This is a genomic window from Nonomuraea sp. NPDC049028 (assembly GCF_043197735.1).
Taxonomy (GTDB): domain Bacteria; phylum Actinomycetota; class Actinomycetes; order Streptosporangiales; family Streptosporangiaceae; genus Nonomuraea.
The window spans coordinates 527,369-549,041 of sequence record NZ_JBICTR010000007.1; the positions used below are offsets into that span (position 1 = coordinate 527,369).

Consider the following 21,673-nt stretch of genomic DNA (forward strand, 5'->3'; position numbering starts at 1 on the left):
CGTAAAACAGTTGGAAGTCGCGGTTAGGATCAGGCACCGTGACAGATATGGACATCGAGCTGCGCGAGTGGTGCGCGGACGACGCTCCTATCGTGCTGCGCGCGTTCCAGGCGCCGGACATGGCCGGTCAGGCGTCGTGGCCGATCGTCTCACTCCAGGACGCGGTGGGCTGGATCGCGTCCTGGCCCGGTGCGGGCCACGCGTTCGCCGTCACGCTCTCCGGCCAGGTCGTGGGCAACGTCGCGGTGACGGGCATCGACGGCCACGACAACGGCTGGGTCTCCTACTGGACAGTGCCCGAGGCCAGGGGTCGTGGTGTCGCGGCGGCGGCTGTGGTCGAGCTGACTCGCTGGGCCTTCCGCGAGCGCGGCCTCTACCGGCTGGAGCTGGGCCACCGCATCAACAACCCGGCCTCATGCCGCGTGGCCACCAAGGCGGGCTTCCGTCCGGAGGGCATCGAACGCCAGAAGCTCCGCTATGACGGCCGCCGCTACGACGTCGAACGCCACGCCCGCCTCGCCACCGACTGACCTCCCGCCAACGCCGATGCGGTACGGTCGCTGACCTGTTGCGGGACTGACCTGCCAACTGACTGTCTGCCATCACCCATTGCGGACGGCTGGGTATGTGGGACGGAGAGTGCCGAACAGCTCGCGCCTGGTCATGGGTGGGCGAGCTGATCTAGGCTCGGGGGGTGGACAGCGAGAGCTCGGCCGCGGCCGGCCTGCTGGCGGCACTGAGCCGGGCGGCGGAGATTCTCGCCGATTTACAGCACCCGTTCGTCCGGAGCCAGCCCTTCTCCTATTTCTTTCCGCCCGCCGGCGTACGTACCGGGACCGCGTTCACCCTCCCCGACGGCCGTGAGCTCAGCTTCGCCGTCTCCATCTCCGCCGCCAACGGCGAGTTCCACGTCGACGGGGTGATCTCCGTCGAGGGTGACGTACTGCTGGGGCTGCCGCGCAAGACCACGTCCAGCATCCACGACGGGCTCGCCGTGCTCGACGACTATGCGGGCGAGCTGGCCGCCCCGGCCGGGCAGCTCATCGACCAGCAGTTGGACAATATTGTCTAACTGTCTGACAATGATAGGCATGAAGAACGGACCTTTCGCCGTCATCGGTGCCTCCGTGCTCTGGGGGACGGCCGGTACGGCGGGGCTGCTCGTCTCGGCCGACTCGATCGCCTTGGCCGCCGCCCGGCTGGTCATCGGCGGCACAGCGCTCGCCCTGGTCGGCCTCTTCGCCGGATCGGGAGCCGGATCGGGAGTTGGGCGGGGCCCGTTGGTCACCCCCAGGCTGCCTCTGGCCCTCAGGTTTCCGGTGACTCCCGCGTTGCCGGCCGCCGCCGTTGCCGTCGCCATGTACCAGTTGTGCTTCTTCGCCGCGGTCGCCCGCACCGGCGTGGCCATCGGCACAGTCGTCGCGATCGGCAGCGGGCCCGTCTTCACCGGGGTGCTCTCCTGGTTGCTGCACGGTGAGCGGCCGAGCCGGCGGTGGGCCATGGCCACCGCCGCCGCGGTCTGCGGGTGCGCCGCCCTGATCGTGGGTGGTGGTGCGCAGGCGGGTGGGCAGATGGTGTCCGGGGTGCTGTTCGCGCTGCTCGGTGGGCTGCTGTACGCGTTCTACGCCGTCACCGCCGCTCGGGCGATCAGCACGGGCTCCTCGTCGAACGCGGTCATGGGCGTGCTGTTCGGCGGCGCCGCCGTCATCATGGTGCCGGTCCTGCTCTGGCGGGGTACCGAGTGGTTGGCCGAGCCGCGCGGGCTGCTCGCCGCCCTGTATCTCGGCGTCGGCGCCACCGCTCTGTCCTACTTCCTGTACGGCCGAGGACTGCGCACCACACCCGTGGCCACGGCCGCCACGCTCGCCCTGGCCGAGCCGGCGGTCGCCGCGCTGCTCGGGCTGGTGGTGCTCGGTGAGCGACTGACCCCGGTGTCCATCGCCGGTCTCGTCCTGCTGGCGATCAGTCTGGTGGTCGTGGCCGTACCAGAAAAGCGGCCATCCGAAAGGCCGCTCGCGGAGAGGTCGGCGTCTGAGGAGGCGCGGGCGGTCGCGGGGGGAAACGGTGTGTCCCGATGAGGCGTTAGAGTCGCAGCCGTGACGTTGCCGCTCAGACCCGTCTCCGCGGTCGGCGCGCTCGCCGACGCGCTGCGCCGCAGGGTGCTCTCCGGCGAGATCGGGCCGGGTACGGCGCTGCCCGAGCAGGAGCTCGCCGCCACCTACGGGGTGGCCAGGCCCACGGTCCGGGAGGCCCTGGCTGTGCTGGTGCACGAAGGGCTGCTCAGGCGTGAGCGTAATCGCAGCGCCTATGTCCCCGAGGTGACGATCGCGGACCTCGACGATCTCATGTACGTACGCCGGCCGCTGGAGGGTCTGATGGCCACGGCGGTGGCGGGGCGGCGGGTGCCGGAGGCGGAGGCGGCGCTGGCCCGGATGGACGCGCTGCCCGCCGACGCCCCGTGGTCGGAGTCGGTGGCCGAGCACATGGCGCTGCACCAGGCGCTGATCGAGGCCGTGGGCAGCCCGCGGCTCGAACGGCTCTACGGCGCGCTGGCCGCGGAGACCCGGCTCGGCCTCGTCCGGCTGCGTGAGGTCTACGAGGACAGGGACGTGCTCGTACACGAGCATCGGGAGCTGCTTGACGCCATCGCCGACGGCCCGGCCGATGCGGCGCGGGCCGCGGTGGCCGCCCACCTCGGCCACACGTGGGGCGGCGACGCATCCCCCCGAGCCGAGACCGACCGCCCGTAACGAGACCGCTCCCGAGCCCCTCCTGACCCTCTGCCGCGCCGATCTCGCGATGGAGATCCGCACCCAATATCGCGAACCCTTGCGGCGGGACCCCAGGAGTCGCAAGAATCGCGGCCATGCACGGCAACCCGATGCCGGACTCCTACGTGTACGTCACGGAAGAGGGCGTGACCCGTCACTATGCGGACGGGAGCGTCGAAGCCCTTGCCTGGGAGGACGTGGTCGAGGTCCGTGTGGTGACCGAGTCAGGAGAGGACGTCCTCTATATCCTGCTCGACCGCGACGGCGAAGGCTGCGTGGTACCCAGGTCGGCCACCGACGCCACGTTTCTGGCGCGTCTGCGCTATCTGCCCGACTTCGACCTCGACCGGTTGCACATCGCCGCCGAGTCGGCACATGACGGAGTCGTGGTCGTCTGGCGGAGCCCCGACCCGCCATCCGCACTGCCGGATCTGGAATATGACTAGCGGCGTAATATTCCGGCAACCTGCTGAAATGTTGCCATAAACCTCACATTTGCCGACATGTCGATCAGCACTTTTGGATCGTTCCGTCAACCCCTTCCCCGCCCCGAGTTCCGTCCGGTTGTGGACATTTAACGGTATATCGCTTGTCGGAGTGGATCTTTACTCTTTAGTGGGGGCCGCCGCCCTTGATTGTGCATGGGGGACTTGTCAACCCATGAGGTTCAAGGAACGTCATGTTCTTGCGGTGCACAAAAGTTTTCAGGGTGGTGCTATGAGGGTGGGGACTGAGGAGTCCGATGTCGTACTCCTCAAGGCTGTACCACGTCACGCGTCAAGTATCTGGACGCGTGCGTACTTACGGCTTCTGTGGGGTGGCGACACGGCGTGCGCGCTGGTCGCGTGCGTTTGCGTGCTGGGCATCCGCCTTTTGTCCGGCGCGTACGTTCCGTTGGCCGAATTCGTTCTAGGAGTGAGCCTGGTCATCGCCTGGCCCTTCGCGTTGGCGATGGGTGGCGCGTACCGGCAGCGCGCGCACGGCGAGGGCACTGAGGAGTTCAGGGCCGTCTTCAACGGTGGCGCCGGGTTGATGGCCACGGTCGCGATCGGCGCCTACGCCACGCAGACCGTCGTCGCGCGCAGCTTCGTGATGGCGATGCTGCCGCTGGCGCTTCTGTCCGCGTTGTACTTCCGCTACAAGCTGCGAAAACGGCTGCACAGCCGGAGAGTGGTCGGCGACTACATGCGCGAGGTCATCGCCGTCGGCCATCGCGAATCCATCCTCGACCTGGTCATGCAGTTCCGCCGTCAGCCGTACCACGGCATGCGGGTCATAGGCGCCTGCCTGCCGCCGGACCGGATGGACGTCGACCTCGACGGCATCCCGGTGCTGGGCTCGTTCGGTGACGTCGCCGAGGTGGTGTACCGGATGGGAGCCGACGCGGTCGCCGTCACGGCCTGCCCGGAGTTCGACGGGTCGGCGCTGCGGCGGCTGGCGTGGAGCCTGGAGACCGCGCGCACCGACCTGTTCGTCGCGCCCGCGCTCATGGAGGTCGCCGGCCCGCGGATCAGCATCAGGCCGGTGGCGGGGATGCCGCTCCTGCACGTGGGGCATCCCGAGTTCGACGGTGCCAGGCAGATCGTCAAGACCGTCTTCGACCGGCTCGTAGCGGGAGCCGCGTTGCTGCTCATGGCCGTGCCGCTGCTGGCGATCGTGCTGCTGATCCGCCTCACCAGTCCGGGCCCCGCGCTGTTCACCCAGACCCGGGTCGGTAAACGCGGCAAAGAGTTCCGTGTCCTGAAATTTCGGACCATGGTGGAGGACGCCGAGAAGCTCAGAGGCGCGCTCCTCGATGCCAACGAACTGGACGGGGTGCTCTTCAAAATTAGGAACGATCCAAGGATCACGCCGGTAGGCGCTTTCCTCCGCAAATACTCGCTGGACGAGCTCCCCCAACTGGTCAATGTCATGCGCGGCGACATGTCGCTCGTCGGCCCCCGGCCGCCGCTCCCGGAGGAGGTCGCCAAGTACGGCAGCGACGTCCGCCGCCGCCTGGTCGTCAAGCCGGGCATGACGGGACTCTGGCAGGTCAGCGGTCGCTCGAACCTGAGCTGGGAAGAGTCTGTACGCCTCGACCTGAGGTACGTAGAGAACTGGTCCCTCATCCTCGACCTCCAGATCCTCTGGAAGACCTGGTCCGTCGTCACCCGTGGAGAAGGGGCTTATTAGCGGTGAAAGCACTCGTGCTGGCCGGAGGGTCGGGCACACGGCTACGGCCCATCACCCACACCTCGGCCAAGCAACTCGTGCCCGTCGCCAACAAGCCGGTGCTGTTCTACGGCCTGGAGGCGATCGCCGAGGCGGGGATCAGGGAGCTCGGACTGGTCGTGGGCGACACGCAGGCCGAGATCGAGGCGGCCGTCGGCGACGGCTCGGCGTTCGGGCTGCAGGTGACCTACCTGCGCCAGGAGGCGCCGCTGGGCCTGGCCCACGGCGTGCTGATCGCCCGCGACTTCCTCGGTGACGACGACTTCGTCATGTACCTGGGCGACAACTTCATCGTGGGCGGCATCAACGGCCTGGTGGACCGGTTCGCCAGGGAGCGGCCCACCGCCCAGATCATGCTCACCAGGGTCGGCGATCCGCGCCAGTTCGGGGTCGCCGAGCTCGACGCCGCCGGCCGGGTGGTCGGCCTGGAGGAGAAGCCCGACTGGCCCAAGAGCGATCTCGCGCTGGTCGGCGTCTATCTCTTCAGCCCGGCCATCCATGCCGCCGTGGCCGAGCTCAAGCCGTCAGGGCGCGGCGAGCTGGAGATCACCGACGCGATCCAATGGCTGATCGAGGCGGGGCTGCGCGTCGAGTCCTCGGTGATCTCCGGCTACTGGAAGGACACCGGCAACGTCACCGACATGCTGGAGGTGAACAGGCTCGTGCTGGAGTCGCTCGACCGTCGGGTGAGTGGTCAGGTCGACCAGGCCAGCGAGCTGATCGGGCGGGTCGTGGTGGAGCCGGGCGCCGTGGTCGAACGCTCGCGCGTCGTGGGCCCGGTGATCATCGGCCCCGGCGCGCGGGTACAGGACAGCTATGTCGGCCCGTTCACCTCGATCGGCGCCGACTGCGCGATCGGCCGCAGCGAGATCGAATACTCGATCGTGCTGCCCCGAGCCTCCATCCAGGGTGTCGGCCGGATCGAGTCGTCGCTCATCGGCCACGACGTCGAGGTGACCCCCGCTCCGGACACCCCCAAAGCCCACCGCCTCGTGCTGGGCGATCACAGCAAGGTGCAGATCAGTTCATGACAAGGATTCTGGTGACGGGTGGGGCCGGCTTCATCGGCTCGCACTTCGTCCACGGGCTGGCCGACGCGGACGTGACCGTGCTCGACAAGCTCACCTATGCCGGCAACCGGGCCAACCTTGAAGGGAGGCCGCACACCTTCGTCCACGGTGACATCTGCGACGCCGAGCTGCTCGGCGAGGTGGTGCCTGGCCACGACCTGGTGGTCAACTTCGCCGCCGAGTCGCACGTCGACCGGTCGATCGGCGGCCCGGCCGAGTTCACGCGCACCAACGTGCTCGGCACCCAGACGCTCTTGCAGGCGTGCCTGGAGGCCGGGGTGCCGAAGGTGGTGCACGTGTCGACCGACGAGGTCTATGGCTCCATCGACCACGGCTCATGGGACGAGTCCGCGCCGATCCTGCCGCGCTCCCCGTACGCCGCGTCGAAGGCGGGCGGCGACCTGGTCGCCCGCGCGTACGCGATCACGTACGGCCTCGACGTGTCGATCACCCGGTGCGGCAACAACTACGGCCCGAGGCAGTACCCGGAGAAGGTCATCCCGCTGTTCGTCACGAACCTGCTGCGCGGCGAGCGGGTCCCGCTCTACGGCGACGGCGGGAACGTCCGCGACTGGATCCACGTCGGCGACCACTGCGCGGGCATCCGCCTGGTGGCCGAGAAGGGCGCGCCGGGCGAGGTCTACCACATCGCGGGCACCGCCGAGCTGACCAACAGGGAGCTGACCGAGCGGCTTCTTGAGGCGTGCGGCCGGGACTGGAGCATGGTCGAGCCCGTCGAGGACCGCAAGGGCCATGACCGCCGCTACTCGCTCGACGACACCAAGCTGCGCGCGCTCGGCTACCGGCCGGAGATCCCGTTCGAGCAGGGGCTCAAGGACACCGTCAGCTGGTACGCGAGCAACGCGGCGTGGTGGAGAGCTTGAAGCAGAACACCTTGCTCACCTCCGCGCTCTGGGCACTGCTGTCGCCGTTCGCCGGCTGGGCGGTGCTCCGCGTGGCCGGTTGGGAGCCCAAGCTCAGGTGGTCCCAGCTCGTGTCGTTCACCCCCTACGCCGCCGCGGGTTCGCTGGTGCCGCTGGCGCTCGCTCTGGCGCTGCGCAACCGGCCCGCCACGTACGCCGCGCTGGTGGTGGGCGGGCTGCTGGCCTCGGTGGTGCTGCCGCGCGCGGTGCCGAAGGGCGCGCCCGAAGCGGAGGGGCAGCCGCTGCGCGTGATGACCGCGAACCTGCGCGTGGGCTCGGTGCCCGCCGAGGCCCTGATCGGCGCGGTCGAGCGGAGCCGCCCCGACGTGCTCACCCTCCAGGAGCTCACGCCGGACCTCGCTGCGCGACTCGACCGGGGCGGCCTGCGCGCTCTGCTGCCGTACCACCTGGAACAGCTGGGCACGGCCGTCTACTCGCGCTTCCCGCTGCGTCCGGGGCTCGGCTTCGCGGCGGGCCAGTGGCAGCACGTCGGCGGCCTGCTGACGCTGCCCGACGGTTCGGAGGTGGACGTCGTCGGCGTGCACGCCTGCGCGCCGGCCGGCGGCTGGCTGGCGGGGTGCTGGGCGCAGAGCATCCGGGTCCTGCCGCCTGCGGTGGCCAAGCGGCCGCGCGTCCTGGCCGGCGACTTCAACTCCACGCTCGACCACGCGGTGCTGAGGGAGCTGATCGCCACCGGCTATCAGGACGCCGCGTCCGTCACCGGGAAGGGACTTGTCATGACCTGGCCGTACTACGGGCGCTCCGCCCTCGTCCCCAAGGTCGCCATCGACCACGTGCTGGCCTCCGAGGGGGTGGCCGTGCGCTCGTTCGAGACGCTCGCCCTCCCGCGGACCGACCATCGCGCCACGGTCACCGACCTGGTGTTGAGGCGGCGCGCATGAGGTGGGTGATCACGGGTGCGGGCGGCATGCTCGGCACCGACCTGACGGAGCTGCTGCGGACCATGCCGGGCATGCGGGTCCGCCCGTTCACCCGGTCCGAGCTGGACCTGTGCGACGCCGGTGCCGTCGCCTGGGTGCTGCGCGCGGCCAGGCCCGACGTGGTGGTCAACTGTGCCGCGTGGACGGCCGTCGACGACGCCGAGACGCGCGAGGAGGAGGCCCTGGCGATCAACGGGACGGCCGTGTCCGTCCTCGCCCGGGTCGCCGCCGATCTGGGTGCCCGGCTGATCCAGCTCTCCACCGACTACGTCTTCGACGGTGCCGGGGTCGGGCCGTACCGGGAGAACGCCCCGACCGGGCCCATCAACGCCTACGGCAGGACCAAGCTCGCGGGCGAGCTCGCCGCCCTGGAGCACGGTCACCACGTGGTGCGTACGGCCTGGCTCTACGGCGCCCACGGCCGCAGCTTCGCCCGCACGATGGTCGGCCTCGAAGCCTCCCGGACGACCGTCTCCGTGGTCGACGACCAGTTCGGCCAGCCCACCTGGACCGGTGACCTGGCCGAGCGGATCGTCCAGCTCGGCCGGGCGGACGCCCCGCCCGGCGTCTACCACGGGACGAGCGCCGGGCGGACCAGCTGGTATGACTACGCGAGAGAGCTCTTCTCCCTGCTCGGGGCCGATCCCGGCCGGGTCGAGCCCATCCCGAGCACGGCCCTGCGCCGGCCCGCCCCACGCCCCGCCAACAGCGTGCTGGCGCACGGGAACTGGCAGGCCGCCGGGCTGCCGCCGATGCGGGAGTGGTCCATCGCCCTACACGCGGCCTGGCCGGCTCTGCTGAGCGCCTGGGGAGCTCGCGTAGTGGGCCAGGCAGTCGGCGTAGGAGGGGAGTAGACCTTGTTCGGTGGCTTCCGCCAGCGTGGGTGCCGCGGCGTCCTTGTCCGAGAGGATCGGCTCGATGCCCTCCGGCCAGACGATGCCGAGGGCCGGGTCCAGCGGGTGGATGCCGTGCTCGCGCCGCGGGGCGTACGAGGTGGAGCACAGGTAGATCACGGTGGCCGACTCGCTGAGCGTGAAGAACGCGTGGCCGAGCCCTTCGGCCACGTAGACCGCCTGCCGCGAGACGTCGTCCAGTTGCACCGCCGCCCACTGGCCGAAGGTGGGCGAGCCGGTTCTGAGGTCCACCGCGACGTCGAGGACGCTGCCGGAGACACAGGTGACGTACTTGGCCTGACCGGGCGGCACGTCCGCGTAGTGGAGGCCGCGCAGCACGCCCCTGGCCGAGACCGAGCAGTTGGCCTGGGCGAGGTCCAGCGGGCGGTCGAGCTCGTCGCTCCTGAACCACTCCAGGAACTGCCCGCGACCGTCCTTGTGGATACGCGGGCTGAACAACCAGGCGCCGTCGAAACCGAGGGGATCCATGAGCCGGATCCTGACATAGCAGGAACGTTCCCACCAGAGCGTGTAACGCGGGATATGGCAGTCGCGAAATGCCAGTTGATTGAGGCAGGTGATCCCGAGCGGGGTCAGGATCACCGTCCCCATCAGTACGTTTCCGGGAGCCTGCAACCCATCCCGCCCCACGCACGGCCTCGCAAGACCTACGAGGGGAGATCGGTTCGACTCGCACCATGCACGTGTAAGGGGCAAGCCCAGATGACCACGGTATTCACCGGCAGCACGATGAACGACGAGGCGCGACGCGAGAGGATCTTCCAGGGCGACGTCTTCGTCTACACGGCCTCGCCCGCGTCCCGCGAGCTCGTGTCCTTCGCCCGCGAACTGGTCGCCGAGACCTTCGGCGGCGCCGATCCCACGACCGCCCAGCACAGCATGCCGGTCGAGCGGTTCGCCGCGCTGCTGGCCGACGTCAAGCCGCGCTTCATCCATCATCCGAGGTGCAAGGAGCTCATCGCCGTCCTGCTGGACGAGCTGGGATTCGCGCCGGACGAGACCTACTTCGACGTGCCGCGGTTACGGACCTCGACCTCCGACGGCTACCTCGACTCGGGCATCTCCTACGCCTACCACGCCCACCGCGACTGCTGGTACTCGGCGCCGTTCAACCAGGTGAACTGGTGGATCCCCGTCTACGACGTGGTGCCGGAGAACGTCTTCGCCCTGCACCCGGAGTACTTCACCCAGGCCGTGCGCAACGGCAGCGGCCGCTACGACTACGCCTCGTGGGTCAGGACGGAGCGCCCGTCGGCCGCCCAGCACATCTACAGCGACACGCGCGAGCAGCCGAAGCCGGAAGAGGACCTCGATCTGTCCGGCGAGCTCAGGTTCGTCATGGAGCCGGGCGGGGTGCTCCTCTTCTCGGGCGCCCAGCTGCACTCGACCGTACGCAACACCTCGGGCGTGACGCGCTTCAGCATCGACTTCCGCACCGTCCACATCGACGACGTCAGATCACGCAAGGGCGCGCCCAACGTGGACGCGGCGTGCCTGGGCACCACTCTGCGCGACTTCATGCGCGCCGGGGACCTGGCACGCATCCCGGAGGAGCTGTCGGCGGAGTACGAGAAGGAGGCCGTGGCTCACGTGGAGCGAGCCAACGGTAGTTCGTACTGAATTTCACACATCGGGAGGGGACCATGGCTCGTTGGTTACAGCGCGGAAGAGGCCGAGGCCGGTGACCGTCTGCCGGCTCTGCGGCTCGGGCGAACTGGCGAGCGTGGTCGACCTCGGTGCCACGCCGCCCTGCGAGCTGTTCCTCACCAGGGAGCGGCTCGACGAGCCCGAGCTCACCTACCCCCTGCACCTGCGGGTCTGCACGAGCTGCTGGCTCGCCCAGATACCGCCGCTGATCCAGCCGGAGGAGACCTTCACGGAGTACGCGTACTTCTCCTCCTTCTCCACCTCCTGGGTGGAGCACGCCCGGGAGTTCGTGGCGGCGGCCGTGGACCGGTTCGCGCCGGGCTTCGTGGTCGAGGTGGCCAGCAATGACGGCTACCTGCTGCAGCACGTGGCGGAAAGAGGGGTGCGCTGCCTGGGCATCGAGCCCTCGGCCAACGTGGGCCAGGCGGCCAGGGACAAGGGCATCGCCACGCTTACGGCCTTCCTCGACCCGGAGACCGGGGCGGCGGTCCGCGCCGAGCACGGGCCGGCCGATCTGGTCGTGGCCAACAACGTGTACGCGCACATCCCCGACGTCGTCGGCTTCACCCGAGGGCTGCGCGCGCTCGTCGCCGACGACGGGTGGGTCTCCATCGAGGTGCAGCACCTGCTCACGCTCGTGGAGCTGAACCAGTACGACACGATCTACCACGAGCACTTCCAGTACTACACGGTCGCCTCCGCGCGGCGGGCCCTGGCCACCGGCGGCCTGGCCCTGGTCGACGTGGAGCTGCTGCCGACGCACGGCGGCTCGATCCGGCTCTGGGCCCGGCCCGAGGAGGCGGGCGGCGAGCCCACCGAGCGGGTGGCCGACGTGCTGGCCAGGGAGAAGGGGGCGGGGCTCGACGAGCTGGCCGGGTACGCGGAGTTCGCCGCCCGGGTGGCCAAGGTCCGCCGCGACCTGCTCCGCTTCCTCATCGACGCGGCCGAGGCGGGCAAGACCGTGGCCGGCTACGGCGCTCCGGGGAAGGGCAACACGCTGCTCAACCACTGTGGGATACGCGAGGACCTGCTGGCGTACACGGTGGACCGCAACCCGTACAAGCACGGCAGGTTCACGCCGGGCACCCGGATCCCCATCCTGCCGCCCGAGCGCCTGGCCGAGGACCGGCCGGACTACGTCCTGGTGCTGCCGTGGAACCTGCGAGAGGAACTCACCGAACAGCTCTCCTACGTCCGCGAATGGGGCGGGCAGCTGGTCTTTCCCATCCCGAGTCTGGAGATCGTGCCATGAAGGTCGTGCTCTTCTGCGGTGGGTACGGCACGCGGATGCGCACCGGAGCGCCGGGCGAGGTACCCAAGCCCATGCAGCTCGTCGGTCCCCGGCCGCTTATCTGGCATGTGATGCGCTACTACGCCCACTTCGGGCACACCGAGTTCATCCTCTGCCTCGGTTACGGCGCCCAGCACATCACGGAGTTCTTCCTGGACTACAAGGAGACCGCCTCCAACGACTTCCGGCTGCGCGGCGGCGAGGTGGAGCTGCTGTCGCAGGACATCTCGGACTGGTCGATCTCCTTCGTGCAGACCGGCGTCCAGTCGCCGATCGGCGAGCGGTTGCGCCGGGTCCGCGACCATCTGGACGGCGAGGAGGTGTTCCTGGCCAACTACGCCGACGTGCTCACCGACGCGCCGCTGCCGGAGATCGTCGACCGCTTCACGGCCGCCGACGTGGGGGCGTCCATGATGGTCGTGCCGCCGCCCGGCACCTTCCACTGCATCGACATCGACGACGACGGGCTGGCGAGGGACATCGCGCCGGTCACCCAGATGCCGATCTGGGTCAACGGCGGATATTTCGTGCTCCGTCAGGAAATTTTCGATCACATTCCGGAAAATGGGGATCTGGTGGGGGATGGCTGTGTGGAGCTGACCAAGCGCGGCCGGCTCATGACCTACCGGCACCGCGGCTACTGGCGGCCGACCGACACCGTCAACCAGCGGATCGAGCTGGACGACGCGTACTCGCGCGGCGACAGGCCCTGGGCGCTGTGGGAGGCATGATCCGCCTGACGGCCGCCCGGTTGGGCCGGATCGTCGCGCTGGGCGCGCACTGCGACGACATCGCGATCGGGGCGGGCGGCACGCTGCTCACCCTCTGCGCGGGCCGGCCCGGGCTCCAGGTCGACGCGCTGGTCCTGTCCGGCGGCGGCACCGAGCGAGAGGACGAGGAGCACGCGGCGCTCACCGCCTTCTGTCCCGGGGCCGATCTGCGGCTGACCGTGCTCAAGCTGCCCGACGGCCGGCTGCCCGCGCACTGGGAGCAGGCCAAGGAGGCGCTGGAGCTGTTGCGGGCCAGGACCGATCCCGACCTGATCCTCGGCCCGCATCCGGGAGACGCCCACCAGGACCACCGGGGCCTGGCCGAGCTCGTACCCACGGCCTTCCGCGACCACCTGACGCTCGGCTACGAGATCGTCAAGTGGGACGGCGACCTCGGCCGCCCCACCGCCTACCAGCCGCTGCGGCCGGAGGTGGCGGCGGAGAAGGTCGCCCTGCTGCGGCGGCACTACCCCTCGCAGCTCCGGCGTACCTGGTTCGACGACGAGGCCTTCCTCGGGCTCGCCCGCATCCGCGGGATCGAGTGCGGCGACAGGTACGCCGAAGCCTTCCACACCCGCAAACTGACCCTCGACCTCGCAGGAGACTAGCCGGATATGCGTGTACTGCTGACCGGGCACCAGGGCTACCTGGGCACCGTCATGTCCCCCGTACTCGCCGAAGCGGGACACGAGGTGACCGGCCTCGACTCGGGGCTGTTCGCCGACTGCGTTCTCGGGCCGCAGCCCGACGACCCCCAGGGGCTCGCCGTGGACCTGCGCGAGGTCCCGGCCGAGGCGCTGGCCGGATTCGACGCGGTCGTGCACCTGGCCGCCCTGTCCAACGACCCGCTCGGCTCGCTGGCGCCCGAGCTGACCTACGACATCAACTACCACGCCTCCGTACGGCTGGCCCGGCTGGCCCGAGAGGCAGGGGTGCGGCGCTTCCTGTACGCCTCCACCTGCTCGGTCTACGGAGCCGCCGGCGGGGACGACCTGGTCACGGAGGAGGCGCCCCTGCGTCCCGTGACCCCCTACGCCGAGTCCAAGGTACGCGTGGAGGACGAGGTGCTGAAGCTGGCCGACGCCGACTTCACGCCGGTCTTCCTGCGCAACGCGACGGCCTTCGGCTTCTCGCCCCGGCTGCGCGCGGACATCGTGCTCAACAACCTGGTGGGGCACGCGCATCTGTCGGGCGAGGTGCGCGTGCTGTCCGACGGCACGCCGTGGCGGCCCCTGGTGCACGCGCTGGACATCGCGGACGCGTTCGCCGCCGCCCTGGTCGCGCCGCGCGAGGCCGTACACGCCGAGGCGTTCAACGTGGGCACCGAGCAGAACAACGTCACCGTGGCCGGGATCGCGGCGACCGTGGTGGAGGCGGTGCCCGGCGCCACGCTGGCCATCACGGGGGAGACGGGCGCCGACCCGCGCTCCTACCGGGTCGACTTCTCGCGGATCCGCGCCGCGCTGCCCGGATACGAGGCGCGCCGCTCGGTGAAGGAGGGCGCGCTCGAACTCATCGACGCCTACCGGCGGCACGGGCTGACCAGGGAGGGCTTCGAGCGCCGCTTCACCCGCCTGGCCCGCCTGTCGGACCGGCAGGCCGCGGGCACGGTCGACGGGCGGCTGATGCCCTCGTGACCGGCTCAGGAAAGGAGATGCACGAGCTCGTCGAGCGTCTCTACCCGCTGTGCCGGAGCATCACGGGAGACGGCGTCCGCCGCACCCTGGAGATCGTCGGCGAGCACCTCGCGCTGAACGTGCACGAGGTGCCCACCGGCACGCAGGTGCTCGACTGGAACGTGCCCAAAGAGTGGAACATCCGCGACGCCTACATCAAGGACCCCACGGGCGCCAAGGTCGTCGACTTCGCCGAGTCCAACCTGCACGTGGTCGGCTACAGCGTGCCGGTGTCGGCCCGGATGCCGCTGGCCGAGCTCCGCGGCCACCTGCACACGCTCCCGGACCAGCCGGGGCTCATCCCGTACCGGACCAGTTACTACGCCGAGGACTGGGGGTTCTGCCTGCGTCACGAGACGCTGGAGGGCCTCCGGGAGGGCGAGTACGAGGTCGTGGTGGACTCCACGCTGGCGGACGGCCACCTCACGTACGCCGAGCACGTCGTGCCCGGCCGGACGAACGAAGAGGTGCTGATCTCCTGCCACACCTGCCACCCGTCGCTGGCCAACGACAACCTGGCGGGCATCGCGGTGGCCGTCCAGCTGGCCCGGCGGCTGGCGGCGGCGTCGCCGCGCTACACCTACCGCTTCCTGTTCGCGCCCGGCACGATCGGGTCGATCACCTGGCTGGCCCGCAACCGGGACGCGGTCGAGCGGGTCAGGCACGGGCTGGTGCTCGCGTGCGCGGGGGACGGCGGCGCGCTCACGTACAAGCGAAGCAGGCGCGGCGACACGGAGATCGACCGGGCGGTGGGGCACGTGCTGCGCTCCTCCGGGCGCCCGCACCGCACGCTCGACTTCTCCCCGTACGGCTACGACGAGCGGCAGTACTGCTCGCCCGGCTTCGACCTGCCGGTCGGCTGCCTGACCAGATCGACGTACGCGGGCTATCCGGAGTACCACACCTCGGGGGACGACCCGGCGTTCGTGCTCCCCGAGGCAATGGAGGACACCCTGGAGACCTGCTGGGAGGTGACCCGGGTGCTGGAGGGAGACCGGCGCCTGGAGAACCTCAGCCCCTACGGCGAGCCGCAGCTGGGCCGGCGCGGCCTGTACGGGGCGCTGGGCGGCAGGAGCGACACCAAGCAGGCCCAGATGGCCATGCTCTGGGTGCTGAACCTCTCGGACGGCACGCACTCACTCCTGGACATCGCCGAACGGGCCGGCCTCCCGTTCCAGGCAGTGGCGGAAGCGGCGGCGAGCCTCGAAGACGCCGATTTGGTGAGGGAAGCGGAGTTGGTGAGGGAATGGAAACCATGAGCTTGCGGGTCGGCGACCTGGTGGAGATCCGTAGCGAGGCCGAGATCCTGGCCACGCTGGACGAGCGCGGTGAGCTGGACGGCCTGCCGTTCATGCCGGAGATGCTGAAGTTCTGCGGTCAGCGTCTCACCGTGCACAAGGTGGCGCACAAGCTGTGCGACACGCTGACCAAGACGGGCCTGCGGCGTATGGACAGCGCCGTGCACCTGCTCGGCGCCCGGTGCGACGGCTCGGCGCACGGCGGCTGCCAGACGGCCTGCTCCATGTACTGGAAACAGGCGTGGATCAAGCGCGTCGCGGCGGACGAGCTGCCCCCGAACGCCGTGCCGGACTCCCGGCTGCTGCCGCTGCTGGAGATCAACAGCCGCAAGCCGCCGGGCGAGGACGGCACCGAACGCTACTCCTGCCAGGCCACCGAGCTGCTGAGAGCGGCGCCCGTACCGCTGCCGATGGCCGATCTGGGACAGTTCGTGGCCGACGTACGGACACGGAACGTCGGCGTGCTCAGGACCCTGAAGGCCACCGGAATCGGGCTGTACAACCGGTTCCAGCACCTGAGCAGGAGAAAGCTGCCCCGCGCGCTGCGCATCAAGGGCGGCCGGCCGTGGGGCACGATGAAGGGCCAGGTCAGAGGCCGCACGCCGGTCCAGACGCTCGACCTCCAGCCGGGCGAGCTGGTCCGCGTACGGTCCAAGCAGGAGATCCTGGCCACCGTCAACGAGGACCTGTCCAACCGCGGCATGAACTTCGACGCCGAGCTGGCCCGCCACTGCGGCCGCACCGCGCGGGTCCGCGCCCGGGTGGACCGCTGCATCGACGAGCCCACGGGACGGATGCTGGAGATGAAGACGCCCTGCATCGTGCTGCAGGACGTGGTGTGCGAGGGCGTCCACTCGCTGAACTGCCCCCGCGAGTTCTTCCCCTTCTGGCGCGAGATCTGGCTCGAACGGGTGCCGGACGGTGAGTGAACCGGTAGTGAGCGAGCCCGTCAGCGATCATCGGGCCGGATCGGCGGGCAGGGGACTGCGTTGGGGGCTGCTGGCGCGGGGCGGGTCGAAGGTGGCCACCTTCACCCTGAGCCTCGTGCTGGCCCGCCTGCTCGCCCCGGAGGACTTCGGGTTGTACGCGGTCGCGCTGGCCGCCAACCAGTTCCTCTTCTACATCAACGACGCCGGCATCGTGGCGGCCGTCGTGCAGTGGCGGGGCAAGCTGGAGGACATGGTGGTCACCGCGACCACCGTGGTCCTCACCCTCAGCGTAACCATCTACGCCGCGTTCTGGGTGGCGGCGCCCTACTTCACCGGGCTGGCGGGCAATGTCTCCGCCACGCCGGTGGTGCGGCTGCTCACCGTGATCATCGTGATCGACGGATTCGTCAACGTACGCAGCGCGGTCATGCTCCGTGCCTTCCAGCAGGACAAGATAGCCAAGGCGAACATGGCCGGCATCGCCGTCCAGGTGCCGGTGGCGATCACGCTGGCGGTCATGGGCGCGGGCGTCTACAGCTTCGTCATCGGCGCGGTCGCCAACTCCCTGGTGAGCGGCATCCTGGTCTTCATCTGGGCCAAGATGCCGCTGCGGCTGGGCTTCGAGCGGGCCATCGCCCGCAAGCTGCTGGGCTTCGGCGTGCCCCTGGCGGTCAGCCTGGCCATCGAGGCGCTGGTGCTCAACGCCGACGCGATCATCATCGGCCGGCTCCTGGGCGCGACCACGCTCGGCTTCTACATGATCGCGCTGAACGTGTCGAGCTGGGTGCCGGGGTTGGTCGGCGAGGCCCTGCGCCACGTCACGCTGCCCGGCTTCTCACGGGTGGCCGAGGAGCGCCCGGAGGCGTTCTCCGCGCGCGTCCAGCAGATCGTGCCGATGCTGATCACGCTGGTGCTGCCCGTCGCGGTTCTCTTCGGCGTGCTGGCGCCCCTGGTGGTGCCCTTCCTGTACGGCGAGCGCTGGCTGCCCGCCGCCCAGGCGCTGTCCTTCCTCATGGCGCTGATGGTGGTGCGGATGCTCACCGCGCTGGCCTTCGACATCCTGACCTCGCTCGGCGCGACCAGGCTCGTCGTCTGGATGAACCTGAGCTGGGCCCTGGCCCTGCTGCCCGCCCTGTACGCGGGCGCCCGCCTGGACGGCATCCGGGGCGTGGCCATCGCGCACGCGGCCGTCGCGCTGCTGATCGCCCTGCCCGTGACGGCGCTGCAACTGCGCCGCTCGGGCGTCGTGCTCGGACCGGTCCTGCCCGGGATCCTCCGGCTGCTCCTCGGCGGCCTGCTGGCCGGCCTGGCCGCCTGGCTGGTGTCCAGGCTGACCGAGGGCGCCTTCGACGTCGTCCGGCTCTGCGCCGCCGGAGGAGCCGGGCTGATCGTGTACGTGGTGACCGGGCTCTCGCGAGACCGGATCAGGAAGATTCGCGAGGTGGTGACGAGCTGAGCGGCCCCCGCATGCCGCGGGCCACGTCGATGGCCGAGTGGGCGACGTTGCGGGCCATGGGCACGGCGTTGCGCCGCAGCCAGGGCCGCAGCGCCGCGTAGGCGCGCAGCCGCTGGCCGCGGGTCAATGGAGCGTTCCTGATGACCCGCAGCAGCGCGCGGCCCTCCTCCACGTTGGGCAGGAAGAAGCGCTGGTCTCCGGGCATCTCGCGGGCGCGGAAGGCCCGCGCGTGGTTGACCTGGCTGTTGCTGCCCGGGTGGTTGCGGTGCCGCAGCAGCAGCTCGTCCACCACGACCAGCGGCCCGAGCAGCGCCAGGCCCGAGATCATCACCCGGTCGGCCGGCAGGATGGCCTCCAGCGGCCGGGCCCGCAGCAGCGTCTCCCTGCGCATGAGCCCGTAGAAGTGCATGGTCTCGTCGTAGTTGTCCAGCCGGTGGCGCAGACGCGTCACCGGGTCGGGCTGGTCGGTGGGGGCGGTGTCGCGCCAGGTGCCGATGGTCTGTCCCGTCTCGTCGATCTCCTCGACGCCCGAGACGGCCGCCGCCGCCGACGGGTGGCGGCGCAGCGCCGCCGAGAGCAGGGCCAGGCGGTCCTCGTGGTACTCGTCGTCGGAGGTGGCGTAGGAGAAGAACTCACCGCGGGTCTCGTGGACGACCTTGTTGTGGTTGGCCGTGATGCCGACGTTGCGCTCGCGCCGCAGGTAGCGGACGCGGGGATCGGTCCTGGCCAGCTCGCGGCAGAGCTCCTCGGTGCCGTCCGTCGAGCAGTTGTCGGCGATCACCAGCTCGAAGTCGACCCCCTTCTGGGAGAGGACCGAGCGCAGGGCGCCCTCCAGGTACGGCTCGCCGTTGTAGACGGGCATGCCGACCCCGATGGGTGGTTCGGCGCGGCCGACGAGTGAAGCGGAGGAGCGTACATTCGGTGATCTGGACGTCATCCGGGCAGCCCTTCTAGCGGAAGCTGAGGTGAGGCTGAGGTACGGTCGCGCCGATGTTCTCGCGAAGTAGGGCGAACGGCAACCAAGTCCGGTGATTCGTAACATCGACTCGGCCGGTCACGATAAGCAATCTGTACCATTTTTTATGGCCAGGGCATTGGCCCATACTGGCGGGGGCTTGGGCGGGTAAATATGGCTTTTTGGAACGATCTGTTAGGCCTTATCCGAAACAAGCGTGTTGGACCTCCCATCATCGCCCTCGCCCTCCTCCTGGCGTTGGTGGCGTTCTTCGTGGGGTCACCGCGTTACGAGACCGAGTCGTCGCTCATCCTGACCGCGCCGCCGTCCGGTGGCACCCTGTCGATGGATCCCACCAAGCCGGTCGGCCTGACCAACCCGCTGCTGCAGTACAACGACGGGCTGCGGACGGTCGCGGGCATCCTCATCCTCGCGCTCAACAGCAAGGACGAGCTGCGCAAGCTCGGGATCGAGGAGAACGGCAGCACCGAGATCGTCATCGACGACGGCCGGTCCAACGCGGACCTGCTGGGCGTCGTGACGCAGGGCCCGTTCATCCACATCAAGGTCGTGAGCCGGACGGCGGAGACGGCGAAGGGCATCCTCGAACGGGCCGAGCGGCGCCTGCGTGAGGAGCTGACCAGCTACCAGACCTCGCTGGGCGCGCCGAAGAGCACGTTCATCGCGGTCAACAATGTGGCGCTGATCCCGGTCGAGTACGACGGCGGGGGCAAGCTCCAGCTGGCCGTGGAGGTGCTGGTCGTCGCCCTGCTCTTCGGCTTCGGCGCCGCCTACCTGATGTGGATCCGCCGCGTCCGTGGCCGTACCGCCCCGGCGGAGCCGGCCAAGGACGAAGCGGACGTCCCCGAACCCGCCGCCGAGCCGGAAGCGGCGAAGCCCCTTAATGGCCGCCCAACGGTCATGTCTTCCGGAGGATCCGACGACGACCCGTCCACGGACCGCGACAACGACGGCCCCCCGACGGAGGAGTTCGCCCGGATCAACGGCGAGTTCCTGGGGATCGCCCCCGACCCGCGAAAGCCCGACCAGGACGGCCGCGCGGGCTAGGCAACCGGGTTCGCCAATCGGGTCAGGCGACCCGGTTGGCGACCTCGGCGCAGCGCTCGATGGCCGCCTGCCGCACCTCTCGCGGGGTGCCCGACTTGGCGGAGATCATCATCCCGATCGCCCCGTCCCCGAGCCGATCGGCGAAGGCCAGGGCGGTCGGCAGGTCCATCGGCGACTCGTCGGGGGTCTTGTGGCACAGGCCGGTGTCCGACGGCGGGCGCCCGTCCGGCGCGCTGAGCACTTCGTCCACGAACAGGCCGTAGAGCATGAACTCCGACACGTGCAGCCGGGAGCCGAAGGCGTCGGCCCAGTGCCGGCCGGTGTTCTCGGTGAGCCGCCGCTGGAGCCCGCGCACGATGGCGGGATCCCAGAAGGTGAGCGGGCTCATGTAGTCGGGCAGCGGCGGCTCGGGCGCCGGTGGCAGTTTCAGCAGCTCGCGGGCGACCTGGTGCCACAGCACGTGCCGCGTCATGAGCGGGTGCACCCCGTCCTCCAGCCGGTGCAGCAGCGGCCGGCCGCCGACCAGGGAGCGCTGGGCGGTCGTCGGCCGGACGAGCACCACGTCGGAGTCGGCCACCAGGACCACGTCCGCGTCCATCGCCGCCGTGGCCGCCAGCTTGACGATCTGCTGCATCACCCAGCCGCGTACGGGCGGCCACGGGCGCAGGGCGTTGACCCACATGCCCAGCCGGGGCACCTTGACGTAGCGCTTCGGCAGCAGCTCTCCCACGGTCCTGACCCGGCAGCGGGGCCCTTCGTGGGCGGCGAACAGACGCCGGTCGGCGCGCGGCACGAAGACGTGGTGGACGGTGTCTTCTGGGGTGTACTCCAGTACGGAGCGGTGCAGATCGGCGAACTGATCCGCGTCGGGTCCATAGCTGGGGGTGACGACAGCAAGCGAGGCCATGGGCTTGGTCACTCACCCTCATCGGAGTGAAGCTTTGGCACGTTACACGTGATAAGTAACGCTGGTCGCAGCCTCGCCGATGCTCTGAAGTACGGCTGGAACATGCCTGGGGGGCTGTGTTGGACTTCTGGAGCGCGATCACCGTCCTCCTGCGTCGCTGGTACATCGCGGCTCCCGCGTTCCTGCTGACGCTGACCGCCGCCTACGGCGTCTACACCCAGATCCCCGTCCAGTACTCCTCGACGACGGTCATGGTGCTCACGGTGCCGCCGAGCGGGTCGTACCGGCCGCCGAACCCCAAGAACCCCAACCCGATCATCAACCCGCTGCTCAACTTCGACGGCGGGCTGAACATGTCGGCCTCCATCCTGGTGCAGATACTCAACACCGCGGAGGTGGCCGGCCAGATGGGCATCCGGCCGGACGGCAAGACCACCTACAAGGTCAACAACGGCCACCCCAATCCCGAGCTGCTCATCAGCGCGCCCTTCGTGGTCATCGAGGGCAAGAGCCTGGCGCCCCAGGACGCGCGGGCGATCGTGGTCCGGGTGGCCGAGCGGGCCAAGGTCGAGCTGAAACGGCGCCAGGAAGTGCTGAAGGCCCCGCCGGAGACGTACATCAACCTGAACGAGATGGTCTCCCCGACCGAGCCGCAGCCGGAGCGCGGCGGGAAGATCCGCAGCGCCGCGGCCGTGTTCGCGCTGGGCGTGGCCGCCGCGCTCGGCGCCTCCTTCTGCGCCGAGAGCGTCATGACCGGGCTGCGGCGCAGGAGGGACGAGCGGGACGGGCCGGAACCGGCGCCCGAGGCGGACGTCAGGACCGAGGAAGCGGTGTTGCAGCGTTGAA

23 protein-coding genes are annotated in these 21,673 nt (G+C 69.8%); 20 read left to right on the top strand and 3 right to left on the bottom strand.

What is annotated here, in order from left to right:
- Positions 1 to 47 precede the first annotated feature (47 nt).
- The 10 genes from ACGFJ2_RS29715 (at position 48) to rfbD (ending at position 8,770) form a co-directional block, all read left to right on the top strand.
- Complete coding sequence (locus ACGFJ2_RS29715; RefSeq protein WP_357955007.1) at positions 48 to 530, top strand: GNAT family protein; 483 nt, start codon at positions 48 to 50, stop codon at positions 528 to 530.
- A 164-nt stretch (positions 531 to 694) separates the two neighbouring features.
- On the top strand, positions 695 to 1,072 hold the full coding sequence (locus tag ACGFJ2_RS29720; RefSeq protein ID WP_357954816.1) for a hypothetical protein: 378 nt from the start codon (positions 695 to 697) through the stop codon (positions 1,070 to 1,072).
- Between the two features lie 19 nt (positions 1,073 to 1,091).
- The gene (locus tag ACGFJ2_RS29725) at positions 1,092 to 2,078 is read left to right on the top strand and encodes a DMT family transporter (protein ID WP_393473738.1); all 987 of its coding nucleotides are present in this window, start codon (positions 1,092 to 1,094) and stop codon (positions 2,076 to 2,078) included.
- A gap of 18 nt (positions 2,079 to 2,096) precedes the next feature.
- Positions 2,097 to 2,750 carry a GntR family transcriptional regulator gene (locus tag ACGFJ2_RS29730; RefSeq protein WP_393473741.1) on the top strand — a complete coding sequence of 218 codons (654 nt, stop codon included), beginning with the start codon at positions 2,097 to 2,099 and terminating at the stop codon, positions 2,748 to 2,750.
- 116 nt (positions 2,751 to 2,866) lie between these two features.
- Positions 2,867 to 3,217, top strand: a complete 351-nt coding sequence (locus ACGFJ2_RS29735; RefSeq protein WP_225298795.1) for a hypothetical protein — start codon at positions 2,867 to 2,869, stop codon at positions 3,215 to 3,217.
- A 271-nt stretch (positions 3,218 to 3,488) separates the two neighbouring features.
- Entirely contained in the window at positions 3,489 to 4,943 is a 1,455-nt protein-coding gene (locus ACGFJ2_RS29740) for a sugar transferase (protein ID WP_357954822.1), read from the top strand.
- A 2-nt stretch (positions 4,944 to 4,945) separates the two neighbouring features.
- Positions 4,946 to 6,013, top strand: a complete 1,068-nt coding sequence (locus ACGFJ2_RS29745; protein WP_393473745.1) for a glucose-1-phosphate thymidylyltransferase — start codon at positions 4,946 to 4,948, stop codon at positions 6,011 to 6,013.
- A complete protein-coding gene (gene rfbB, locus ACGFJ2_RS29750) occupies positions 6,010 to 6,936 on the top strand; it encodes a dTDP-glucose 4,6-dehydratase (protein ID WP_393473748.1) in 927 nt (308 codons plus the stop codon). Before ACGFJ2_RS29745 ends, rfbB begins: the two co-directional genes overlap by 4 nt.
- Complete coding sequence (locus ACGFJ2_RS29755; RefSeq protein ID WP_358180561.1) at positions 6,933 to 7,877, top strand: endonuclease/exonuclease/phosphatase family protein; 945 nt, start codon at positions 6,933 to 6,935, stop codon at positions 7,875 to 7,877. Before rfbB ends, ACGFJ2_RS29755 begins: the two co-directional genes overlap by 4 nt.
- The gene (gene rfbD / locus ACGFJ2_RS29760) at positions 7,874 to 8,770 is read left to right on the top strand and encodes a dTDP-4-dehydrorhamnose reductase (RefSeq protein WP_393473753.1); all 897 of its coding nucleotides are present in this window, start codon (positions 7,874 to 7,876) and stop codon (positions 8,768 to 8,770) included. The genes ACGFJ2_RS29755 and rfbD overlap by 4 nt, the downstream gene beginning before the upstream one ends.
- Here the strand turns inward: rfbD and ACGFJ2_RS29765 are convergent.
- The gene (locus ACGFJ2_RS29765) at positions 8,690 to 9,298 is read right to left on the bottom strand and encodes a dTDP-4-dehydrorhamnose 3,5-epimerase (RefSeq protein ID WP_357954833.1); all 609 of its coding nucleotides are present in this window, start codon (positions 9,296 to 9,298) and stop codon (positions 8,690 to 8,692) included. The two genes, rfbD and ACGFJ2_RS29765, sit on opposite strands and share 81 nt — an antisense overlap.
- A 234-nt stretch (positions 9,299 to 9,532) precedes the next feature.
- Between ACGFJ2_RS29765 and ACGFJ2_RS29770 the strand changes: the two genes are divergently transcribed.
- The 8 genes from ACGFJ2_RS29770 to ACGFJ2_RS29805 all read left to right on the top strand — a co-directional run bounded on the left by ACGFJ2_RS29770 (position 9,533) and on the right by ACGFJ2_RS29805 (position 17,897).
- On the top strand, positions 9,533 to 10,450 hold the full coding sequence (locus ACGFJ2_RS29770; protein ID WP_357954835.1) for a hypothetical protein: 918 nt from the start codon (positions 9,533 to 9,535) through the stop codon (positions 10,448 to 10,450).
- Positions 10,451 to 10,511: 61 nt separating this feature from the next.
- Positions 10,512 to 11,729, top strand: coding sequence for a class I SAM-dependent methyltransferase (locus ACGFJ2_RS29775; protein WP_357954837.1), 1,218 nt, complete (start codon positions 10,512 to 10,514; stop codon positions 11,727 to 11,729).
- Positions 11,726 to 12,499: a sugar phosphate nucleotidyltransferase gene (locus ACGFJ2_RS29780; RefSeq protein WP_393473757.1), complete on the top strand. Its 774-nt coding sequence runs from the start codon at positions 11,726 to 11,728 to the stop codon at positions 12,497 to 12,499. Before ACGFJ2_RS29775 ends, ACGFJ2_RS29780 begins: the two co-directional genes overlap by 4 nt.
- Entirely contained in the window at positions 12,496 to 13,146 is a 651-nt protein-coding gene (locus tag ACGFJ2_RS29785; RefSeq protein WP_357954841.1) for a PIG-L deacetylase family protein, read from the top strand. Before ACGFJ2_RS29780 ends, ACGFJ2_RS29785 begins: the two co-directional genes overlap by 4 nt.
- A 6-nt stretch (positions 13,147 to 13,152) precedes the next feature.
- On the top strand, positions 13,153 to 14,175 hold the full coding sequence (locus ACGFJ2_RS29790; RefSeq protein WP_393473761.1) for an NAD-dependent epimerase/dehydratase family protein: 1,023 nt from the start codon (positions 13,153 to 13,155) through the stop codon (positions 14,173 to 14,175).
- A 17-nt stretch (positions 14,176 to 14,192) separates the two neighbouring features.
- Positions 14,193 to 15,473, top strand: coding sequence for a DUF4910 domain-containing protein (locus tag ACGFJ2_RS29795; protein WP_393473764.1), 1,281 nt, complete (start codon positions 14,193 to 14,195; stop codon positions 15,471 to 15,473).
- The gene (locus ACGFJ2_RS29800; protein ID WP_393473767.1) at positions 15,470 to 16,441 is read left to right on the top strand and encodes a hypothetical protein; all 972 of its coding nucleotides are present in this window, start codon (positions 15,470 to 15,472) and stop codon (positions 16,439 to 16,441) included. Before ACGFJ2_RS29795 ends, ACGFJ2_RS29800 begins: the two co-directional genes overlap by 4 nt.
- Positions 16,434 to 17,897, top strand: a complete 1,464-nt coding sequence (locus ACGFJ2_RS29805; protein WP_393473770.1) for an oligosaccharide flippase family protein — start codon at positions 16,434 to 16,436, stop codon at positions 17,895 to 17,897. The genes ACGFJ2_RS29800 and ACGFJ2_RS29805 overlap by 8 nt, the downstream gene beginning before the upstream one ends.
- Here ACGFJ2_RS29805 and ACGFJ2_RS29810 read toward each other — a convergent pair.
- Positions 17,866 to 18,834 carry a glycosyltransferase family 2 protein gene (locus ACGFJ2_RS29810; protein WP_393473773.1) on the bottom strand — a complete coding sequence of 323 codons (969 nt, stop codon included), beginning with the start codon at positions 18,832 to 18,834 and terminating at the stop codon, positions 17,866 to 17,868. The two genes, ACGFJ2_RS29805 and ACGFJ2_RS29810, sit on opposite strands and share 32 nt — an antisense overlap.
- Before the next feature lie 279 nt (positions 18,835 to 19,113).
- Here ACGFJ2_RS29810 and ACGFJ2_RS29815 point away from each other — a divergent pair, with 279 nt between their 5' ends.
- Complete coding sequence (locus ACGFJ2_RS29815) at positions 19,114 to 19,920, top strand: hypothetical protein (protein WP_393473776.1); 807 nt, start codon at positions 19,114 to 19,116, stop codon at positions 19,918 to 19,920.
- Positions 19,921 to 19,942: 22 nt separating this feature from the next.
- Here the strand turns inward: ACGFJ2_RS29815 and ACGFJ2_RS29820 are convergent, their stop codons facing one another.
- The gene (locus tag ACGFJ2_RS29820) at positions 19,943 to 20,839 is read right to left on the bottom strand and encodes a DUF6492 family protein (RefSeq protein WP_357954855.1); all 897 of its coding nucleotides are present in this window, start codon (positions 20,837 to 20,839) and stop codon (positions 19,943 to 19,945) included.
- A gap of 107 nt (positions 20,840 to 20,946) precedes the next feature.
- On the opposite strand from ACGFJ2_RS29820, the gene ACGFJ2_RS29825 reads away from it, so the two are divergent.
- Complete coding sequence (locus ACGFJ2_RS29825) at positions 20,947 to 21,672, top strand: hypothetical protein (protein ID WP_393473779.1); 726 nt, start codon at positions 20,947 to 20,949, stop codon at positions 21,670 to 21,672.
- Position 21,673: the final 1 nt, after the last annotated feature.

Bases quoted from the DNA above. Each gene is read 5' to 3' on its own strand.
- ACGFJ2_RS29810 (WP_393473773.1), bottom strand. From the start codon at position 18,834: ATGACGTCCAGATCACCGAATGTACGCTCCTCCGCTTCACTCGTCGGC.
- ACGFJ2_RS29800 (WP_393473767.1), top strand. From the start codon at position 15,470: ATGAGCTTGCGGGTCGGCGACCTGGTGGAGATCCGTAGCGAGGCCGAG.
- ACGFJ2_RS29780 (WP_393473757.1), top strand. From the start codon at position 11,726: ATGAAGGTCGTGCTCTTCTGCGGTGGGTACGGCACGCGGATGCGCACC.
- ACGFJ2_RS29785 (WP_357954841.1), top strand. From the start codon at position 12,496: ATGATCCGCCTGACGGCCGCCCGGTTGGGCCGGATCGTCGCGCTGGGC.
- ACGFJ2_RS29725 (WP_393473738.1), top strand. From the start codon at position 1,092: ATGAAGAACGGACCTTTCGCCGTCATCGGTGCCTCCGTGCTCTGGGGG.
- rfbB (WP_393473748.1), top strand. From the start codon at position 6,010: ATGACAAGGATTCTGGTGACGGGTGGGGCCGGCTTCATCGGCTCGCAC.
- rfbD (WP_393473753.1), top strand. From the start codon at position 7,874: ATGAGGTGGGTGATCACGGGTGCGGGCGGCATGCTCGGCACCGACCTG.
- ACGFJ2_RS29770 (WP_357954835.1), top strand. From the start codon at position 9,533: ATGACCACGGTATTCACCGGCAGCACGATGAACGACGAGGCGCGACGC.
- ACGFJ2_RS29735 (WP_225298795.1), top strand. From the start codon at position 2,867: ATGCACGGCAACCCGATGCCGGACTCCTACGTGTACGTCACGGAAGAG.
- ACGFJ2_RS29790 (WP_393473761.1), top strand. From the start codon at position 13,153: ATGCGTGTACTGCTGACCGGGCACCAGGGCTACCTGGGCACCGTCATG.
- ACGFJ2_RS29795 (WP_393473764.1), top strand. From the start codon at position 14,193: ATGCACGAGCTCGTCGAGCGTCTCTACCCGCTGTGCCGGAGCATCACG.
- ACGFJ2_RS29765 (WP_357954833.1), bottom strand. From the start codon at position 9,298: ATGGATCCCCTCGGTTTCGACGGCGCCTGGTTGTTCAGCCCGCGTATC.
- ACGFJ2_RS29715 (WP_357955007.1), top strand. From the start codon at position 48: ATGGACATCGAGCTGCGCGAGTGGTGCGCGGACGACGCTCCTATCGTG.
- ACGFJ2_RS29740 (WP_357954822.1), top strand. From the start codon at position 3,489: ATGAGGGTGGGGACTGAGGAGTCCGATGTCGTACTCCTCAAGGCTGTA.